The organism is Psychromonas sp. (assembly GCF_041586535.1).
Taxonomy (GTDB): domain Bacteria; phylum Pseudomonadota; class Gammaproteobacteria; order Enterobacterales; family Psychromonadaceae; genus Psychromonas.
Genome location: NZ_JBFGZY010000015.1, coordinates 1 through 18845 on the forward strand (window position 1 = coordinate 1; position 18845 = coordinate 18845).

Below are 18845 nucleotides of genomic sequence, written 5' to 3' on the forward strand. Positions count from 1 at the left end.
ATACCTGTAAAGGACGTAGGTGCTTGTTTCTACTATCATCGAATAAGATGTTTAGTTAAATAGCATTCAAAAAAAGAGGGCTTAGGCTCTCTTTTTTTTTGCTTTGCAAAAAGTAAATGTGGCGCTATACCTGTAAGGGACGTAGGTGCTTGTTTCTACTATCATCGAATAAGATGTTTAGTTAAATAGCATTCAAAAAAAGAGGGCTTAGGCTCTCTTTTTTTTTGCTTTGCAAAAAGTAAATGTGGCACTATACCTGTAAAGGACGTAGGTGCTTGTTTCTACTATCATCGAATAATATGTTTAGTTAAATAGCATTCAAAAAAAGAGAGCTTAGGCTCTCTTTTTTATTTTGGGGCTTCGGCTTTAGCCGAGCTATAGACGCTATCAGAGAAGGTGGCGCTATACCTGTAAAGGACGTAGGTGCTTGTTTCTACTATCATCGAATAAGATGTAGATAAGAACAATACAAGAAAGAGCACTAAGGTGTTCTTTTTTTTATCTCTGCAGGACGGGTATTCTGGGGCGCGGACTTCAGTCCGCATTGTCTTCATGTTCGCTGATGTGTGACGGTGGCGCTATACCTTTCAATGATGTAGGTGCGGGTTTCTACTATCATCGAATAAATCGAATAAGCTGTTTAGTCAAATGCTTGTAGGAAACTGCAGCCGTCAGCCGTCAGCTATCAGTTATCAGCTATCAGTCAATACACTCCGTCATCATCGAGGTGTTTAAATCGATGATCTCAGTGTGTATATGGCTGTCGGCTGCGAGCTATTAGCTGTCAGCCGTCAGCCTTCAGCCGTCAGCTGTCGGTGATTGGCGGTCTGTTACGTGCTCTAGGCTGCGCCCAGTGTGTCTTAAAGTGTTGCTGAGGGCTTTGCCGTGGGTGTGAGTGGCGAGTGCGGCTGCGCGCCTCACGGCTGGCGTATTTGCTTTTTGTCATGCGCGTGTCGTGCAGCGGCACCGGAATCCCGCCTTCAGTTGACAGCCGAGCCCAAAGGCTCAGTTTCAGCTGCTGCAATACCTGTTTGCTGCCGCTACTCGCAGCAGAAACAAAAAAGCCTTCGTCAAACGAAGGCTTTTATAAGAAGATCTCGGTAATGGTTAAATACCACTGCCTTGTTCTTCAACATCATCTTCATGCAGGCCACATTCGCGTTTCAGACCGAAGAAACGGGTTTCCTCTTCACTCATGCCCGCCTCCAGCGGACGCGATGTCTGTACGTCACCGACGGACACATAACCCTGTTCCCAAAGCGGATGGTATTCAAGATTATTTTCCTGCAGGTAATAATGTACCTGTTTGTTGCTCCAGTCGATAATCGGCAAAAATTTAAAGCAGCCATTTTGGATGCTTAAAACGGGCAAATGTCCCCGGCTGGATGCCTGTGAGCGGCGTAAACCTGAAAACCAGGTCTTGGCATTCAACTCTTTAAGCGCGCGCTTCATGGGCTCAACTTTGTTGATCAGGTTGTAGCGGGTTAAGCCTTCAACCCCTTGCTCCCACAATTTTCCATAACGTGCTTCCTGCCAGGCGCTGCTCTGCTCGGCACGATAAATTTTAAGATTTAAATTTAAACGCTCAGTCAGATCATCAATAAATTTATAGGTTTCAGGAAACAGATAACCGGTATCGGTTAAAATAATCGGCGTATCCGCTTTCTCCCGGGTAATCAGGTGCAGGCACACTGCAGCCTGAATACCAAAGCTTGAAGATAAAACAAATTCACTTTCAAGGTTTTCGATAGCCCAGCGCACTCTCTGCTGGGCTGTCATCTGCTCAAGTTGTTTATTAGTTTCTGCAAGTGCCTCAGTACATTGCGCCTTATCCAGGGTCAACAGATAGCTGAGATCCAGTTTAGAAGCGGTGTCGCTGATTTGTTTAATCATGAAAATCCCTAGAAGCAATAACTACTTCTTTGATAATGCCTGCGCGAATAACAAAATCACCAAAACCTTCTGCTGCCTGACGCTCGCTTGCCCAGCGTGCGATTAGCTCATCCAGGGTGGCGAGAATAGTCGCTTCATCGATATTCTCCTGATACATTTTAGGTATACGCGTACCGTTAGTATTACCGCCAAGGTATAAATTGTAACGCCCAGGGGCTTTACCCACCAGACCAACTTCAGCAAGCATTGAACGGCCACAGCCATTAGGACAGCCGGTGACACGCAAAATAATATGCTCTTGTGCAACACCATGTTTTTTCAGCATGCCTTCAACATCACTCACTAATCCCGGCAGATAACGCTCAGCTTCCGCCATCGCTAACGGACAGGTCGGCAAAGCAACACAGGCCATCGAGTTAAAGCGCTGCTCAGTGTGGCTGTCATCAATCAGGCCGCATTTCCGTGCGAGGCTTTCAATGGTCTCTTTTTCCGCTTCCGGCACGCTGGCAATAATCAGGTTTTGATTCGCGGTCATGCGGAAATCACCCTGGTGAACTTTGGCTATTTCCACTAAGCCTGATTTCAGCGGTTTACCCGGATAATCGAGAATACGGCCATTTTCAATAAACACCGTTAAGTGCCACTTATTATCGCTGCCTTTAACCCAGCCGATACGATCACCACGCTCTGTAAATTCATAAGGGCGTGATGGTGCAAACTTAATACCGGAGCGTGATTCAACTTCGCCTTTAAATTTCTCTACCCCATGGGTTTCCAGCGTATATTTTGTACGGGCGTGAGAGCGGCTGACACGGCCGCCTAAATCGCGCTGCGTGGTCACTACCGCTTTGGCGATTTCCAAAATATCGTCAACGGCGATAAATCCAAAATCATCGGCTTTACGCGGGAAAGTGGTTTTGTCACCATGAGTCATACCCAGGCCGCCGCCTACCAATACGTTAAAACCAACAACTTTTTCGTCTTCAACAATAGCCACAAAGTTAAGGTCATTAGCATGCACGTCCACATCATTAAATGGTGGCAATACTACTGCGGTTTTAAATTTACGCGGCAGGTATGTTTCGCCATAGATTGGCTCTTTTTCTGTTTCATGAACTTTTTCACCATCCAGCCAGATTTCCGCAAAGGCATTACTGTGCGGTAATAACAGTTCACTGATTTTTGTCGACCAGTCATAAACCTGCGCATGTAAATCAGACTGCATCGGATTTGATGTACAAATCACATTACGGTTAACGTCTCCTGCGGTAAAAATTGAGTCAATGTTCGCTTTGAACTTCAACTCCTGAAATACCGATTTCAGATTACGTTTATAGATGCCGTGGTATTGAAACGTTTGTCGTGTTGTCAAACGGATGCTGCCTGCATCAGTTAATTCGCTGGCAATCCGGTCAATCTCCAACAGTTGCTGCGGGGTTACCACACCACCGGGTAAACGGGCACGTAACAGGAATGAGTACAAAGGCTCCAATTTCTGTTTTTTACGCTCAGCACGGTAATCGCGGTGATCCTGCTGGTATAAACCATGGAACTTAACTAACTGCACTTCGTCAGAGGGAAAAGCACCAGTGGTATTATCATTAAGTCCCTCAACTAATTTACCGCGGAGAAAGTTACTTTCAATTTTAATTCGTTCGTTATCGTGTAATTTCTGGCTCATTAGTAGACATCCCTCTGGTAACGTTTTGCTTGACGTAATTCGGTTAAATATTGTTCAGCATCTTCAAGGCTTTTGTTACCTTGTGCGCCGATAATTTCGATCAGTGTTTGTTGTACATCTTTGGCCATCCGGTTGGCATCACCGCAAACATAAAAATGCGCGCCATCCTGCAGCCATTGATAAATTTCATGACCCTTTTCTCTGAGACGATCCTGGACATAAATTTTCTCAGCCTGATCACGGGAGAAGGCTAAATCCAGATTGGTTAATAGACCTGATTTTAGGAAACCCTGCCACTCTGTCTGGTATAAAAAATCTTCCGTGAAAGTCTGGTCACCGAAAAACAACCAGTTTTTACCTGTTGCTTCGGTTGCGTCACGTTCCTGTAAAAATGCACGGAAAGGCGCGATACCTGTACCCGGTCCAACCATAATGATTGGCGTTTCCGGATTAGCAGGTAAACGGAAATTGTGGTTATCTTCGATAAACACCTTCACTTCACCACCTTCCTGCAGGCGCTGACCGAGGAAGCTTGATGCGCCGCCCTGACGTGTTTCACCCTGTTCATTCTCAAAGGTTACCGTACCCACGGTAAGATGCACTTCCTGCTCTACTTCAGTTTGGCTTGAAGCAATAGAGTATAAGCGCGGGCTGAGTCGACGCAGCAATGCCAGGAAGTTTTCAGCAGTAACCGCTTCATTACCTGTATCACTGAGTACATCAACAACTTGATGAGTATTGGCAAAATCACGTAACTTATTTTTATCTTCAGCAAGGGCTAATAATGTTTTATTATCGGTTAACTTAGCATAACCTTCGACAAATGCCGGATGCGTACCGGTTAGCTCGAAATATTCAGTTAAGGCCTGCTGCAGAGAGACACTTTTATCGTCAATCTGAACCTGCGCCTGCGGGTCAAGTTTCAGTTTGTTAATGATCGCTTCAACCAACAGCGGATCGTTTTCGAACCAGACTCCTAATGCATCTCCCACTGAGTAATGCAGATCCGAACCTTCCAGATCAATTTCGATATGACGGACATCTTTAGCTGAACGATCGCCGGTAATTTTTTGCTGGGTTAGCAGGGTTGCCGTAAACGGATTCTGTTTATCATATTTATTTGCCGTTTGCGGGCTGCCGGCTAGAGGTTGAGAAGCGGCTACAAAGCCACCTTTTTCAAGAGTTTCTTCCACTTTGCTTAAGGCTTTTTCAAACCATTCCGCGGTCACTGTCTCATAGTCAACATCAGCATCCAAGCGCTCGACAATGGCGGTTGCGCCAAGGGCGGTTAAACGCTGGTCAAAATCTTTGCCGGTCTGACAGAAAAATTCATAGCTTGAATCGCCAAGGCCTAATACCGCAAATTTTAAGTTATCCAGTTTAGGGGCTTTTTTACTGGCTAAAAAGGCGTGCAGATCAATGGCATCATCAGGTGCTTCGCCTTCACCATTGGTACTTACGACAACAATAACATGACTTTCATCTTTGATATTTTTAGCTTTGTAATCGGCCATAGAAACTAAAGTATGTGTTATTCCTTTAGTGTCCGCCAGTTGTGCTAACTGTTCCGCAACCCCTTTACTGTTACCGGTCTGTGAGCCGAATAAAATAGTCAGGTGTTGTCCTGAGCTGACCGCGGTTTCCACGGCTGCAGGAGTATGGCTTACACCTGCAAGGTAGCCGCTTACCCAAGCTGTTTGAACGGGCGTTAAATCGGCTATAGCTTGCTGCAGCTTGGAGAGCTGCAGCTCAGATAAAGGAGAAGTTAAGGCCGAGATGTTTTTTAAAGCCATGCTGATATTCCCATAATTCTATTAAGATGTGAGCATATTACGGGTTGCATTGGCAAGAACAAAAGAATAAAAAATGATTTTGTATAACTAAATAGAATTTAAGCGCGGATATGATGATGTCAGCCGAAGGCCGACAGCTCGCAGCCATTTGCTTAGAAATGTATTTCCATACCGGCAAACAGGCCTTTGTTTTCCTGGTCGAGGTTATTAATCTCAGCATCCTGAAAACGGTAACCCGCACGCACGGCGATATTAATAATTGCATCAGGATTGAAGGTATAGGCCACTCCCAGTTCGATATCATTTGCTTTATCGCTGTTTAGTGAGCCGCTAATGATTTCCGCAAAGGCGTTGATGCCGGTTGCAGGAACAAAAAACTTCGCCGCAGCATACGCCTGAGCCAGGTCTGATGAGAGATTCTGGAAGTCACTGTCCAGATGGGTATAGGCCAGACCTAAATCAACTTCAAACAGGTCATTATTAAATAGTTGGTAATAGAGAATCGCATTGCTCGCAGAGCTGTCTATTTTCGTCGAGCCTGCCTCTGTTTCGCTGCTTAAGTCTGAATATTTCAGTTTTGCATTAGGCAGCATAGGAATAAAATGCTCAAAGGCAAGGTAACCAGATAAGTTATTGGTTTCTTTGAGATCTTCCCCTGAAACTGACTGGCTGGTGTCTGTAGTGCGGTAATCAAGTCCTGCGTACACATCCACCATAGCCGTAGCCGGCATACACATCGCGCTAGCGATGATAGTCGCACTTATTTGTTTTTTCATTATTACTCCTGGTTTGTTTTTTGTTGTTCTTGTCGGTCGCTTGCAGCCTGTCTTTTGGGCGAGTTATGCGACAGCATAGTGTTACGAGCGGGCAAAGCTCTGCGTGCCCTGTTTTCTTTAATTGAGCAAAGAGCATGACTTCTTCGAACTGCGAAACTACGTTTCGGTTTCTGATCGTCTACACGCCGTCAGGGCGGAATACCAAGTTTATTAAATTTTGCCTTTATTTGCAGGATAAATCCTGCGCCCCGAAAAACAAAGAACAGCATCATTGGTTATGGGCTTATATATAAGATTTAGGCTCGCAGGCCACTGGGGATAGCCGTAAGCTGTTATTTATGCATAGTCATTTTTTTATGGGAGCATTAACTTTAATCTGCTCACCGTTATCAAAATATAACAAAATAGCAACGGACTGGCCCTCTTTAAGTGGCTGCTTTAAATTAACAAACATCACATGGTAACCGCCCGGCTGTAATGCAACGGTATTTTGCGCTTGAATACTCACTTCTGGAACCTGACGCATTTTCATCATACCGTCTGCATGTATATGGGTATGCAGCTCTACGCGATCCGCGATATCACTCGCGGCGGCGATCAGTTTAACCTCTTCATTGCCGGTGTTGTTGATCACCATAAAGGCCGCACTGTTTTTGCTGTTAGGCGGTGTCGCTCTGACGTAAGCATCTTCAACGCTTAGCTGAGTGGCAAATACCTGTGTGCTGAGCAGCAATAAACCGCTCACTAATAATGAAGTGATGATTTTCATGGGCAGTCCTTATTCTTTTTAAAAAAGTAATAATAGATGAACAGGGCGGATAACAGCCAAAAGCCGAATTTAAAGATAAAGGATAAGGTGCTCAATAGAATAAAGCTGACAATCATAATCACGGCAATCACCGTTAAGCTGAGCACCGAGATACCAAACATAAACAAAATAAATACACTGAGCAACAGGGCGGCCAGCTCTAACATATAAACTCCTATAAACCCTTCAGCAAAAAAAATGCAAAGCCCATTGCTGCACTTTGCATTTTTTGTCAACTATCACCCCGGTAGAAAATTAACTGCGCAGTGCTTTTTCTCCGCGGGCAATACCGCAGACACCGGAGCGAACTACTTCAACGACTTCACCGGTATCTTCAAGCGTTGCAATAAATGCATCTAACTTCGCGCAGGTACCGCTTAATTGAATGGTATAAAGGTTCTGAGTGATATCCACAACTTGTCCGCGGAAAATATCGGCGCAGCGTTTAATCTCCTCACGGGTTTCGGTTAAAGTACGCACTTTAATCAGCATCAGTTCCCGTTCAATGTGCGGGCCTTCGGTTAACTCCGACACACGCAGTACATCAACCAGTTTGTGCAGCTGTTTCATCATCTGCTCAAGTCTGGCGTTATCAGGCACGACAGTAGTGATGGTCATGCGCGATAAAGTTAAATCATTGGTGGGTGAAACCGTTAATGATTCGATGTTGTAACCACGTTGCGAAAATAAACCAACAACACGCGACAGAGCACCGGATTCATTTTCAAGTAATACAGAAATAATGTTACGCATTGGTCTTCTCCGTTTTGCTTAAGTACATATCTTCCATGCTGCCGAATTTAATTTGCATTGGGTAAACATGTTCTTCCGGATCAATCATAATATCTAAAAAGACCACGCGATCTTTTAATTCAAAGGCACGTTTCAATGCCGGTTCAAGTTCGTCAATAGTATCCACTTTAATACCAATGTGATTGTAAGCTTCTGAAAGTTTTACAAAATCAGGTACGGATTCCATATAAGAGTGAGACTGGCGGCCACCGTAAAACATCTTCTGCCACTGTTTAACCATGCCTAAGGAGCGGTTGTTAAGCAATACAATCACCACTGGGATATTGTATTGCATACAGGTTGATAACTCCTGGATATTCATTTGAATTGAACCATCTCCGGTTACACAGACAACCGGGCGATCCGGGAAGGCAATTTTACAGCCAATGGCTGCAGGCAGACCAAAACCCATAGTCCCTAAACCGCCGGAATTAATCCATTGGCGCGGTTCTTTAAACGGGTAATAGAGGGCGGCAAACATCTGATGTTGACCGACATCAGAGGTAATAATCGCATCACCGTCAGTGATTTTGTATAAGCTTTCAATAACCTGCTGCGGTTTAATGTGTGTCTCTGACGTTTTGTAAGCAAGACAGTTTTTGCCGCGCCACTCTTCTATTTTTTTCCACCAGCGGCAAATAAGCTCGCTGTCATTGCTTGCCTGCGTTTCATCGAGCAGGTTTAACATCTGCTGCAGGACGATTTCGATAGAGCCGACAATCGGTAAATCCACATGGATATTTTTTGAAATAGAGGTCGGATCAATATCGATCTGCATTATTTTTGCCTTCGGACAGAACTTGGCAACATTATTGGTTACACGGTCATCGAAGCGCGCACCCACTGCAAAAATAAGATCGGCATTATGCATCGATAAATTGGCTTCGTAGGTACCGTGCATACCGAGCATACCTAGGTTCTGCGGATGCTGGCCGGGAAATGCGCCTAACCCCATCAGGGTATTGGTAACCGGCAGATTGAGTTTTTCGGCAAGCTCTATCACCTGCTCTGAGGCGTTTGCCTGAATAGCACCGCCGCCGACATAAAGTACCGGTCTTTTAGCCGCTAATAATGCCGCTAAAGCACGTTTAATCTGTCCTCTGTGGCCGCTAACCGTTGGCTTGTAAGAGCGCAGTTCAACGGATTTAGGGTACTCATAGGGAAATTTATGGAGCGGGTTCTGTACATCTTTTGGTAAATCAACGACCACTGGGCCAGGACGTCCTGTTGATGCCAGATAGAAGGCTTTTTTAATGGCCATCGGAATTTCCTGGGCAGTACGGCATAAAAAGCTGTGTTTTACCACCGGCCGGGATACCCCGATCATATCCGTTTCCTGGAAGGCATCATCGCCAATCCAGTTGGTTGGTACCTGTCCTGAAAGCACTACCAGTGGAATGGAATCCATATAGGCTGTGGCTATCCCGGTTATACAGTTTGTTGCGCCGGGTCCTGCAGTCACAAGTACTGTACCGACCTTGCCGGTCGCGCGAGAATAGGCATCGGCCATATGCACTGCGGCTTGTTCATGGCGGACTAAGAAATGTTCAATATCGCTGCATTGAAAAATCGCATCATAGATATCTAATACGCTACCACCAGGGTAACCGAAAATATGTTCAATACCTTCGTCTTGTAGGGATCGGACAACCATCTCGGCGCCAGATAACATCTCCATAATATTCTCCTTTATACAATTGGTAAATTGCGTCACTTCCCACCTGTATCGGGTGAGGGTGAACCTTTGTTTTAGCCAAACTGCTTTAATATGACTCATAGACAGTTTGAATATAGTGAAGCGTAACTTTACTTTAATGAAAAATAATTGCATCAATAAAATGTTAAAAAATCAGCTTATTTTTATTTTTTGCAGGTGGTTGGCAAAAGATCCGTAACACAGGCGACATTCAAAGCGGGCAGGGCAGCTACTTTACCTGCTTATTTATTTTTAATCTGATCTGTTTATTTGCCTTGATATTGGTTAAAATTCGTCTCTTTTTTTATCATTAACTAATTGAGATTTTTGATGTTCGAAGTAAATCCTATTTTAAATAAAGTAAAAGATCTGACTGAGCGCACCGAAGTGCTTAGGGGGTACCTTTGACTATGATGCTAAATCTGAACGTTTAGAAGAAGTTAGCCGCGAATTAGAATCACCTGAAGTGTGGAATGAACCTGAACGTGCGCAGGCATTAGGTAAAGAACGCAGTGCACTGGAGCTGGTTGTTGAAACCATTGATACCATGACTGCGGGCATGGAAGATATTCTTATGCTCGTAGAGATGGCCACTGAAGAAGAAGATCAAGACAGTTTTGATGAAGCCGTAGAAGAAGTCGGTGAACTGGAAAAAAAATTAGAAGTATTAGAGTTCCGCCGGATGTTCTCCGGTAACCACGATGCCTGCTCCTGTTATTTAGATATTCAATCAGGCTCCGGCGGCACAGAAGCGCAGGATTGGGCAAATATGCTATTGCGTATGTATCTGCGCTGGGGTGAAGCCCACGGTTATAAAACCGAGCTGATGGAGGTTTCTCCCGGTGATGTGGCAGGCATAAAAGGTGCGACTATCCGTTTCAGCGGCGAGTATGCGTTTGGCTGGTTACGTACTGAAACCGGTGTGCACCGCTTAGTGCGCAAGTCACCTTTCGATTCAACCGGTCGCCGTCATACCTCATTTGCATCCGCATTCATCTACCCGGAAATTGAAGATAATATTGATATCCAGATCAATCCGGCGGATCTGCGCATTGACGTTTACCGGGCATCCGGTGCGGGCGGGCAGCACGTAAATACCACTGAATCTGCGGTACGTATTACCCACGTACCGACTAATATCGTGGTGCAGTGTCAGAATGACCGCTCCCAGCATAAGAATAAAGATCAGGCAATGAAGCAGTTAAGAGCAAAATTGTATGAGTATGAACTGCAGAAACAAAATGCCGAGAAACAGATCAGCGAAGATAATAAATCGGACATTGGCTGGGGCAGTCAAATACGTTCATACGTGCTCGATGATGCGCGGATTAAAGATTTGAGAACCGGCATTGAAAGCCGTAATACCCAGGCTGTGCTGGACGGCGGTTTAGATAAATTTATCGAAGCCAGCTTAAAGTCAGGATTATGAGCTAACAGCTAACAGCTAACAGCTAACAGCTAACAAATTAACAAACCAAAATTAATAGTGGAAGATAATAGGAACAACCATGTCAGAGCAGAATCAAGCAGAAGCACCACAAGAAGAGTTAAATGAGATCATGGCACAGCGTCTAGCCAAATTAGATGCCATGCGTGAAAAGGGGCAGGCATTCCCGAATGACTTCCGCCGTGACAATATTTCTGATGATTTACATAAGCTTTATGATGATAAAACAAAAGAAGAGCTGGAAGAGTTAGGCGTTGAAGTGACCGTAGCCGGACGTATGATGATGCGTCGTATAATGGGTAAAGCCAGTTTTGCCACTATCCAGGATATGGGCGGCCGTGTTCAGGTTTACGTTACCCGTGATAATCTGCCGGAAGGTTTCTATAACAATGAATTCAAAAAATGGGATTTAGGCGATATCATCGGTGCAAAAGGGGTATTATTTAAAACCCAGACCAATGAGCTAAGTATCAAAGTCAGCGAGATCCGCATCTTAACCAAAGCACTGCGTCCGCTGCCTGATAAATTCCACGGTCTTTCTGATACCGAAGCCTGTTACCGTCAGCGCTACCTGGATCTCATTGCCAATGAAGACTCACGTCGTACTTTTATTCTGCGTAACAAAATCATTAGCGCTATCCGTAACTACTTAATCGAACAGCAGTTTATGGAAGTAGAAACGCCCATGCTGCAGGCGATTCCCGGCGGTGCGGCGGCAAAACCTTTTGAAACTTTCCATAATGCACTGGATCTGCAGATGTATCTGCGTATTGCACCGGAATTAAACCTGAAACGTTTAGTAGTCGGTGGTTTTGAGCGTGTTTTCGAAATCAACCGCAGCTTCCGTAATGAAGGTCTGTCAACACGACATAACCCTGAATTCACCATGATTGAATTCTATCAGGCTTATGCTGATTACATCGATCTGATGAACCTGACAGAAGATATGTTACGTCATATTACTGAAACCGTATTAGGCTCAAGTATTGTTAAATACGGTGATCAGCAGTTTGATTTTGGTGCGCCGTTTATCCGTATGACCATGAAAGAGTCGGTACTGGCATACAATGAAGAGATTGAAGCAGCTGAACTGGAAAGCATGGACAGCCTGAAAGCATTAGCAGCACGTCTGCATGTTAATCTGAAAGAGGGTTGGGGCGAAGGTAAAGTGTTAACTGAAATCTTTGAAGAGACCACTGAGCACAAACTGATCCAGCCGACCTTTATCACCGCATACCCAGCCGAGGTTTCACCTCTTGCACGCCGTAATGATCAGGATCCAAGCGTAACCGATCGTTTTGAGTTCTTTGTTGGTGGACGTGAACTGGCCAATGGTTTCTCTGAGCTGAACGATTCTCAGGATCAGGCTGAACGTTTTATGGATCAGGTTGCACAGAAAGAATCCGGTGATGATGAAGCGATGTTCTACGATGCCGATTATATTACCGCACTGGAGCACGGTTTACCGCCAACAGCCGGTGAAGGTATCGGTATTGACCGTCTGGTGATGTTATTCACTGACAGCCATACTATCCGTGACGTGTTATTGTTCCCGCATATGCGTCCACAGGCAAAATAATGGTTTGAGGTTTTGGCCTTGCATTTATATTATCAGCCTCACCTAGCGTGGGGCTTTTTTTTACCTGTTGTTTCTCCCACTCCACGCGGGAATGTTGTTGCAGCCGAATTGCTTTATCATATGCTTTCGCTGCTGGCGTTTGCTTTAACTTTCATTGTTGGTGTTTTCGCCCTGACGGCGAGTCACTTTTTCTCAACAGCAAGAAAAAGTAACCAAAAAGTGCCGCCCCTTAGCCATTTTTTGAACCTACCAATCAGCCATCACTTTTTAACGCACCGACTTGGAATGTACATCCCTATACATGCCAAGCCTACAAAATCTTCCATGATTTTATTGCTAAAGCGATACCTGCCTGCTAGAAAAATGGAAGGGGATTAATGTAGCCGCATTGTTTTGCGAATAAATAGCACAAGACAAAATGCAGGGCAGTTTAGCTATTAATGTCGCTGACTAGCCGATTTAGTTGTTCACAAGCTTTCGCTTTAAACGTTTGGTTTAAATTTATTTGTTGGCTCTTTCGCCCTGACGGCGATTAGACGATGAGAAACCGAAACACTGTTTCGCAGTTCGAAATCGTCATGCTTCTAAATGCCGAGAAAAAGTAGGCAAAAAGCGTCACCCCTAGCCATTTTTTTAATCTTGCACTGCCCAACCACTTTTTAACGCACCAGTTCGGAACGCACAGGGATGTGCGTTCCGAACTGGTGCGTTAAAAAGGGATTTATTTATCAAGATAAAAAAACGTTCGGCGAATTGAACGACAGTTCAGGTTTATGAGCGGGATAGGCTCTGCCTTCCCTGTATACGGCACTGTGAGTTATGCGACAGCATGGTGTCACGAACAAAACTTTCATTCCCTAAGCTGTTGAGAGAGCATAGCTCTCTCGAACTGCGAAACTGCGTTTCGGTTTCTCATCGCTTACACGCCGTCAAAGGCGGAATACCAACGTTGAATGTTACACCAAGTGCTATCAAGCTCGGAATAGCAACTGTAAATCACCCCGCAGCTCATCGCTCATCGCTCATCGCTTGCAGCCCGCAACCGTCTACTGATAGCTAATAACCCGCAACCCTTTAATCCCTCGGTATTTCCATATTTCTTGCACATTCCCCGGTTATCATAGCCGACTCAATAAAATGATTCGCAGGCTACCTGTTGTTAACATGCTTGTAAATCGAACCTCTTTCCAATGAGCGCTCCTGGTATACACCCCAATCAAGATCTGCCGGCGAAATTACATTTAACCATTTTATGAAAAATACAAGCAATTGGAGTTTGAAAAATAATGATATTTTTACGGATAAAGCATAAGTTAACCGGGCTGTTGAGGTTAACTTTACTGGCTTTGGTGGTTTACGCGGGAAACAGCGGGTCTGTCTCTGCCACTGAATTTTCAGCCAGTTTTAACGATGCTGATATTCTCGAATTTATCAATATTGTCGGCAAAAACTTAAACAAAACCATTATCTTAGATCCCGGGGTGCGCGGTAAGGTCAGCGTGCGCAGTTACACTCAGCTTAATGAACGGCAGTATTACCAGTTTTTTCTCAATGTATTGGAAGTTCACGGTTTTGCGGTTATCGAAATGGATAACGGCATACTCAAGGTTATCAAAGCAAAAAAAGCCAAAGTGTCCGGGGCGCCGGTTGTTGATGCGGCTTCACGGCTTAGCAGTGATGAAATGATCACCCGCGTTGTCCCCGTGGCGAATGTTTCCGCCCGCGAACTGGCGCCGTTATTACGTAAACTCAATGACAGTTCCGACGGCGGTAATGTCGCCTATTACGATCCCGCCAACGTGATTATGCTCACCGGACGCGCCGGGGTTATCAACAGTTTGGTGGAGATTATTGAGCGTGTTGATAAAGCCGGTGATCAGGATGTTGATATCATTAAGCTTGAGTTTGCCAGTGTGTTAGACGTTGTCGATATTGTCGAGTCCATGCAGAGCAGCACATCGGACAGCAAAAGCAGCACGCCAAGCATTTTAAAACCGCGTTTAGTAGCCGATCAACGCAGCAACTCAGTCATTATCAGTGGTGAGCCGAAAATACGTCAGCGCATTATTAAGCTGGTGAAATCATTAGACACCGAGATGCACAATAGCGGCAATACCCGGGTGTTTTACCTGCAGTATGCGACTGCCAGTGAGGTAGTGGACGTACTAAAAGGGGTGAGCGGCAGTGTGGAACAATCTGTTGGTAGTAAAGGCAGCGCTGCGGCCAGGCAGTCTGATCTGAGTATAACCTCCCACGAGGGGACCAACGCTATTATTATTTCAGCACAACCAGCGTTAATGTCCTCTTTAAGTAACATTATCCGTCAGCTTGATATTCGCCGTGCCCAGGTGTTAGTTGAGGCGATTATTGTGGAGGTTTCAGAGGCTGATGGTATCAATCTTAATGCGCAGTTCGTTGCTAAGCTTGGTGGAACATCATTCAGTGACAATGGTGTCAGTACATCGGATATGGTGTCGGCGTATATCAGCGCGGAAGAAGACGATGACTATAATGATGCAGCAGATGCGCTATCTAGTCTCTCTGGCGGTATTTTCGGCTTTGGCGACAGCGATTGGGCCTTTATCCTGCAGGCGGTGAGCAGTTCAAGTAGCGCAAATCTGCTTTCCACACCCAGTATTACCACCCTGGATAATCAGCAGGCAAGTTTTGTGGTGGGTAATGAAGTGCCGGTGTTAACCGGCTCAACGACCACCAGCAGCAGTGATACGTTTTCAACGGTTGAGCGTGAAGAGGTCGGTATTAAATTAACCGTTACCCCGCAGATCAACAAGGGTAATACCATCAAAATGGTGATTGAGCAGGAGGTTTCCAGCGTGCAGGGCTCCACCAGTGTGGATATTATTTTCGCCACACGTTCGGTCAATACCACGGTATTAGCTAAATCCGGACAGACCATTATCCTCGGTGGTCTGATCAGTGAAGAGGTTAATGAAAGCGTCGAGAAAGTGCCGTTATTAGGGGATATTCCCTGGCTTGGTAATCTGTTCAAATCGACCATCAGCACCACCGAAAAAAGTAATCTGATGGTGTTTCTGCGGGCTACTATTATCCGTGACGATCAAACTATGGGGGCCCTGAGTAGTCGTAAATACCGTCTGATCAGAGATATTCAGCAGGGGCAGCGTAGTAGCGGCATTAACCTGATGCCGAATGAGAATGCGCCAATCTTACCGGAATGGGGTAAAAGCCACGAAATTAACCCGGAAGATTTCAGCGCGGTAAAAAACAGGATAGAAGTTCAGGCAGAGCAACAATAATCTGCTGACAGCAACTTAAAGTGGCAGTTTTATCGGGAGGCTTAATCGCTGCCGGCAAACATAAAAATAAAAGCAGCGATCTGTATCAAAAAATGATTAATACAATGCTTCTCACCTCTGAATTTAAATATTATTTTTAGCATAGTTGCAAGTATCATGTTAGATATGTAATGTAAAACATATTTTGTAGATTTTAGATTTATACCCATGATACTTCAAGATGCAAAGTCAGCAAGGCAAATTGTGCCGAGATGCCAAGCATAAAATTGCAGTATAGTTAATCTACATAGAGATTTTATAACAACGCAGATTGGTACAAGTTGCCTTGCCCTACGGGGCCCTAGCTCGAAAACCAGCGCTGCGTTGCAACAATCGAAAAGGGAATAACCATTACCTCATGCTGCGCCTTGATCTGGTCTCCGAGCTCGTGCCTGACAAAGCATTTTGAAGTAACATGGGTATATAGGAGTTATATGAAAAATTCAGGTTTTACTGTTGTGGAATTGCTGATTACGCTGGCTCTCGGGGCAATATTATTATTTATCGGCATACCCAGTTTTAAAGAGACTAGCAGCAGCAGTAATATGATCTCCAGCAGCAATGAGATGGTTGGGGCATTTAATTATGCACGTATGGAAGCGGTCAAACGGGGCAATACCGTGTTCTTAGGGCAGCGCGATGGTTCAAGCTGGACCGGCGGGCTGGTGGTCTGGATCGATGCAGATGCCGACAGCAGCTTCGATACAGGTGAAGAATTACGCTTGTGGGAGCCTTTGAAAAGCGGCAGCACAGTGGTCAGTTCCAACAGCAGGACAAGCTTTGTCTTCAAGGCTTCCGGCGAAGTCAATAATGCAGATGTTTTGAAACTTTGTGATGACCGCAGCGGAGAGCAGGGACGGCAAATTGAGATTTTAATATCCGGTGCAATTTTTGCTGAGAAGGTGACTTGTGGATAAAAATAATCAAATATACCATCGCAAATTAAACTTCAGAAAAAACCGATATCAGCAGGGCAGCTCTCTGCTGGAGATATTGGTTGCTGTATTTATTCTGGCAATTGGCTTGCTCGGGCTGGCGGCGCTGCAGGCTAACAGCCTAAAAAATATCAATAACTCCCAGTTCCGCACGTTAGCGACCACTTTTGCTTATGATATGGCTGAACGGATGCGCTCTAATCAGGTTGGCATATCAGAAGGAGGTTATGACGCTATAACCGCTTCGGTGAGCAAACCCAGTTGCGGCCCTTGTACTCCTGTTCAGCTTTCCCAGCGTGATGGTTACCAGTGGAATCAGCAAATCAGTCTGCCTGTTATGTCCGGTGGATTGCCGACAGGCAGCGGCACGGTCACTAAAATCAATAATGACCCGCTATTGTTCGCTATCACGGTGGCATGGCAGGAGCAGCAGCGCGATAGCAGTGGCGGAAAGGTGGACAGTGCGGATTTTACCTTAACTATTCAGCCTTAACAGATATATTCAAATCACCAGAACCGGCTCTTTTCTGTATTTTCAAGTAATTTGGGTCTAGATTTAGCAAATAGCAAATAGCAAATAGCAAACAGGAAAACACACTTTCGGCTATACACTTTTACTCTAGAGGGAACTATGGGTATTTGCACAAAAAACAAGCTTCATTTCGGTCGGCAACGTGGCTTATCAATTATCGAACTGATGATCGCCTTATCGCTGGGATTACTGGTGCTCTTTGCTGTCCTGCAGGTGTTTACCGCCAGTCTGCAGAGTGCCAACCTGCAGAATGCATTTTCCCGGGTTCAGGAAAACGGCCGGATGGCGATCCAGATGCTCAGCCGTGATATCCGCTCCGCCGATTATTGGGGCTGTATGAATGATATCGCCGAGATAAATAATACGATAGAAAGCGCCTTTACTTATGTACCGGTTGGTCAAGGTATTAGCGGAGAGGCGAAAGTCAGCTCCAAGACCATTTCGAGCATAACAGTGAAAGATGAGACCGATACCTTGACACTGCGCGGGGCGAGAGGTTTTTCTGATTTAAAGATTATTAGCATGAACCCTGGCGCTGCTAGCATCAAAATCGAGTCAGGTGTCGACATCCCCCAAGGAACAGTCCTATTGCTGTCTGATTGTCTGTCCGGGGATATGTTTTTAAATACACATATTAATACCACAACTGTGATAACTCATAATCAAGGCCAAAAAGTAACAACCAAGTACAGTGCACAGACGTATCAAAATGCAACGCAAACGCTTTCTAAAGACTACAGTGGCTCAGATGTGCAGCTCCTTATCCCCTATGTGAAAACTTATTTTATCGGTAGAAATTCAGCCGGTGGTTATTCCCTGTATAGAAGTGAAGATGGTATTGCCAGTGAGCTGGTCAGGGGCGTGACGAATTTACAGTTATTGTATAATGATGGTGACAATAATTATGTTCCCGCTGACGACGGCGGATTGGTCATGGACAGCGTGCGCGCTATTCGCGTGGCGCTGGAAATAGAAAGTGGAGATGCTTCATCTGCCTCGCCGTTAAAGAGAACCTATACGGTGACCGTTAATATCCGTAACCGCACATTGTGATAAAGGTGAATAAGATCATGCTAAAAAAACAGTCAGGCGCAGTGCTGGTGATCAGTTTGGTCATCTTATTTACGTTAACTTTGTTTGTCCTGTCAACCAGTCAATCCGGCGTGGTGCAGGAGAAAATGACCGCAGCGGTGCGTGATGCGCATATCTCCCTGGAAATAGCGGAATCGGGTCTAAGAGATGCCGAACAGGTAATAGATAATCTGGTCGGCACCACCTCATTTAATGATGCGGGAACCGGAGGTCGTTATAGTTTGGGTAATGGGCCAGCGGATCTTTTTGCCGATGCTAACTGGACGGATAGTAAAAGCAGTGCGGCAACAACCACCATCTCCGTCGAGGAGGCGCGCTATTTTATCGAATATTTAGGTTTGTTACCTAGCGCCGATGAGGAAATATCCAGCGTCACCATCAACGGTTATGGTCAAACCACGGGCAGCGGTAATGTCCACGGTTTCAAAATTGTCTCCCGCTCCATGGGCGATAATCGCAATACTGAACGTATCGTGGTGAGTTTTTACGGTAAGCGTATTTAAC

16 protein-coding genes are annotated in these 18845 nt (G+C 45.2%); 8 read left to right on the top strand and 8 right to left on the bottom strand.

Translation table 11 applies throughout. From position 1 onward, the window contains the following. Positions 1 to 1107: 1107 nt before the first annotated feature. The 8 genes from ABZA00_RS03005 to ABZA00_RS03040 form a co-directional block, all read right to left on the bottom strand. Positions 1108 to 1893, bottom strand: coding sequence for a phosphoadenylyl-sulfate reductase (locus ABZA00_RS03005; RefSeq protein ID WP_372880666.1), 786 nt, complete (start codon positions 1891 to 1893; stop codon positions 1108 to 1110). Then, positions 1886 to 3574, bottom strand: a complete 1689-nt coding sequence (cysI, locus tag ABZA00_RS03010) for an assimilatory sulfite reductase (NADPH) hemoprotein subunit (protein ID WP_372880667.1) — start codon at positions 3572 to 3574, stop codon at positions 1886 to 1888. The genes ABZA00_RS03005 and cysI overlap by 8 nt, the downstream gene beginning before the upstream one ends. Further along, the gene (locus ABZA00_RS03015) at positions 3574 to 5367 is read right to left on the bottom strand and encodes an assimilatory sulfite reductase (NADPH) flavoprotein subunit (protein WP_372880668.1); all 1794 of its coding nucleotides are present in this window, start codon (positions 5365 to 5367) and stop codon (positions 3574 to 3576) included. Before ABZA00_RS03015 ends, cysI begins: the two co-directional genes overlap by 1 nt. Positions 5368 to 5519: 152 nt before the next feature. After that, positions 5520 to 6143: a TIGR04219 family outer membrane beta-barrel protein gene (locus tag ABZA00_RS03020; protein WP_372880669.1), complete on the bottom strand. Its 624-nt coding sequence runs from the start codon at positions 6141 to 6143 to the stop codon at positions 5520 to 5522. A 346-nt stretch (positions 6144 to 6489) separates the two neighbouring features. Beyond that, positions 6490 to 6912 carry a copper chaperone PCu(A)C gene (locus tag ABZA00_RS03025; RefSeq protein WP_372880670.1) on the bottom strand — a complete coding sequence of 141 codons (423 nt, stop codon included), beginning with the start codon at positions 6910 to 6912 and terminating at the stop codon, positions 6490 to 6492. Then, complete coding sequence (locus tag ABZA00_RS03030; protein ID WP_372880671.1) at positions 6909 to 7118, bottom strand: hypothetical protein; 210 nt, start codon at positions 7116 to 7118, stop codon at positions 6909 to 6911. Before ABZA00_RS03030 ends, ABZA00_RS03025 begins: the two co-directional genes overlap by 4 nt. A gap of 88 nt (positions 7119 to 7206) precedes the next feature. Continuing rightward, complete coding sequence (gene ilvN, locus ABZA00_RS03035; protein ID WP_372880672.1) at positions 7207 to 7704, bottom strand: acetolactate synthase small subunit; 498 nt, start codon at positions 7702 to 7704, stop codon at positions 7207 to 7209. Then, positions 7697 to 9421 carry an acetolactate synthase 3 large subunit gene (locus ABZA00_RS03040; protein WP_372880673.1) on the bottom strand — a complete coding sequence of 575 codons (1725 nt, stop codon included), beginning with the start codon at positions 9419 to 9421 and terminating at the stop codon, positions 7697 to 7699. Before ABZA00_RS03040 ends, ilvN begins: the two co-directional genes overlap by 8 nt. Positions 9422 to 9769: 348 nt before the next feature. Between ABZA00_RS03040 and prfB the strand changes: the two genes are divergently transcribed. The 8 genes from prfB (at position 9770) to ABZA00_RS03080 (ending at position 18844) form a co-directional block, all read left to right on the top strand. Then, a protein-coding gene (prfB, locus tag ABZA00_RS03045) for a peptide chain release factor 2 (RefSeq protein WP_372880674.1) occupies positions 9770 to 10868 on the top strand; the annotation gives its coding sequence in 2 pieces (ribosomal slippage) (positions 9770 to 9844 and positions 9846 to 10868; 1098 coding nt in all). A gap of 79 nt (positions 10869 to 10947) precedes the next feature. Then, complete coding sequence (gene lysS / locus ABZA00_RS03050; protein WP_372880675.1) at positions 10948 to 12465, top strand: lysine--tRNA ligase; 1518 nt, start codon at positions 10948 to 10950, stop codon at positions 12463 to 12465. A gap of 18 nt (positions 12466 to 12483) precedes the next feature. Beyond that, positions 12484 to 12843, top strand: coding sequence for a hypothetical protein (locus ABZA00_RS03055; RefSeq protein ID WP_372880676.1), 360 nt, complete (start codon positions 12484 to 12486; stop codon positions 12841 to 12843). A 908-nt stretch (positions 12844 to 13751) separates the two neighbouring features. Beyond that, on the top strand, positions 13752 to 15743 hold the full coding sequence (gene gspD, locus ABZA00_RS03060; RefSeq protein WP_372880677.1) for a type II secretion system secretin GspD: 1992 nt from the start codon (positions 13752 to 13754) through the stop codon (positions 15741 to 15743). Between the two features lie 473 nt (positions 15744 to 16216). Next, on the top strand, positions 16217 to 16699 hold the full coding sequence (locus ABZA00_RS03065; protein WP_372880678.1) for a GspH/FimT family pseudopilin: 483 nt from the start codon (positions 16217 to 16219) through the stop codon (positions 16697 to 16699). After that, positions 16692 to 17210: a type IV pilus modification protein PilV gene (gene pilV / locus ABZA00_RS03070; RefSeq protein WP_372880679.1), complete on the top strand. Its 519-nt coding sequence runs from the start codon at positions 16692 to 16694 to the stop codon at positions 17208 to 17210. Before ABZA00_RS03065 ends, pilV begins: the two co-directional genes overlap by 8 nt. 138 nt (positions 17211 to 17348) lie before the next feature. After that, positions 17349 to 18302 carry a hypothetical protein gene (locus tag ABZA00_RS03075; RefSeq protein WP_372880680.1) on the top strand — a complete coding sequence of 318 codons (954 nt, stop codon included), beginning with the start codon at positions 17349 to 17351 and terminating at the stop codon, positions 18300 to 18302. 17 nt (positions 18303 to 18319) lie between these two features. After that, positions 18320 to 18844, top strand: coding sequence for a PilX N-terminal domain-containing pilus assembly protein (locus ABZA00_RS03080; protein ID WP_372880681.1), 525 nt, complete (start codon positions 18320 to 18322; stop codon positions 18842 to 18844). Position 18845 lies beyond the last annotated feature (1 nt).

What these genes read in the sequence shown, in the direction of transcription:
- ABZA00_RS03015 (WP_372880668.1), bottom strand. Translation starts at nt 5,367, where the DNA reads ATGGCTTTAAAAAACATCTCGGCCTTAACTTCTCCTTTATCTGAGCTG.
- cysI (WP_372880667.1), bottom strand. Translation starts at nt 3,574, where the DNA reads ATGAGCCAGAAATTACACGATAACGAACGAATTAAAATTGAAAGTAAC.
- ilvN (WP_372880672.1), bottom strand. Translation starts at nt 7,704, where the DNA reads ATGCGTAACATTATTTCTGTATTACTTGAAAATGAATCCGGTGCTCTG.
- lysS (WP_372880675.1), top strand. Translation starts at nt 10,948, where the DNA reads ATGTCAGAGCAGAATCAAGCAGAAGCACCACAAGAAGAGTTAAATGAG.
- gspD (WP_372880677.1), top strand. Translation starts at nt 13,752, where the DNA reads ATGATATTTTTACGGATAAAGCATAAGTTAACCGGGCTGTTGAGGTTA.
- ABZA00_RS03080 (WP_372880681.1), top strand. Translation starts at nt 18,320, where the DNA reads ATGCTAAAAAAACAGTCAGGCGCAGTGCTGGTGATCAGTTTGGTCATC.
- ABZA00_RS03030 (WP_372880671.1), bottom strand. Translation starts at nt 7,118, where the DNA reads ATGTTAGAGCTGGCCGCCCTGTTGCTCAGTGTATTTATTTTGTTTATG.
- ABZA00_RS03065 (WP_372880678.1), top strand. Translation starts at nt 16,217, where the DNA reads ATGAAAAATTCAGGTTTTACTGTTGTGGAATTGCTGATTACGCTGGCT.
- ABZA00_RS03005 (WP_372880666.1), bottom strand. Translation starts at nt 1,893, where the DNA reads ATGATTAAACAAATCAGCGACACCGCTTCTAAACTGGATCTCAGCTAT.
- ABZA00_RS03040 (WP_372880673.1), bottom strand. Translation starts at nt 9,421, where the DNA reads ATGGAGATGTTATCTGGCGCCGAGATGGTTGTCCGATCCCTACAAGAC.
- ABZA00_RS03020 (WP_372880669.1), bottom strand. Translation starts at nt 6,143, where the DNA reads ATGAAAAAACAAATAAGTGCGACTATCATCGCTAGCGCGATGTGTATG.
- ABZA00_RS03025 (WP_372880670.1), bottom strand. Translation starts at nt 6,912, where the DNA reads ATGAAAATCATCACTTCATTATTAGTGAGCGGTTTATTGCTGCTCAGC.
- ABZA00_RS03075 (WP_372880680.1), top strand. Translation starts at nt 17,349, where the DNA reads ATGGGTATTTGCACAAAAAACAAGCTTCATTTCGGTCGGCAACGTGGC.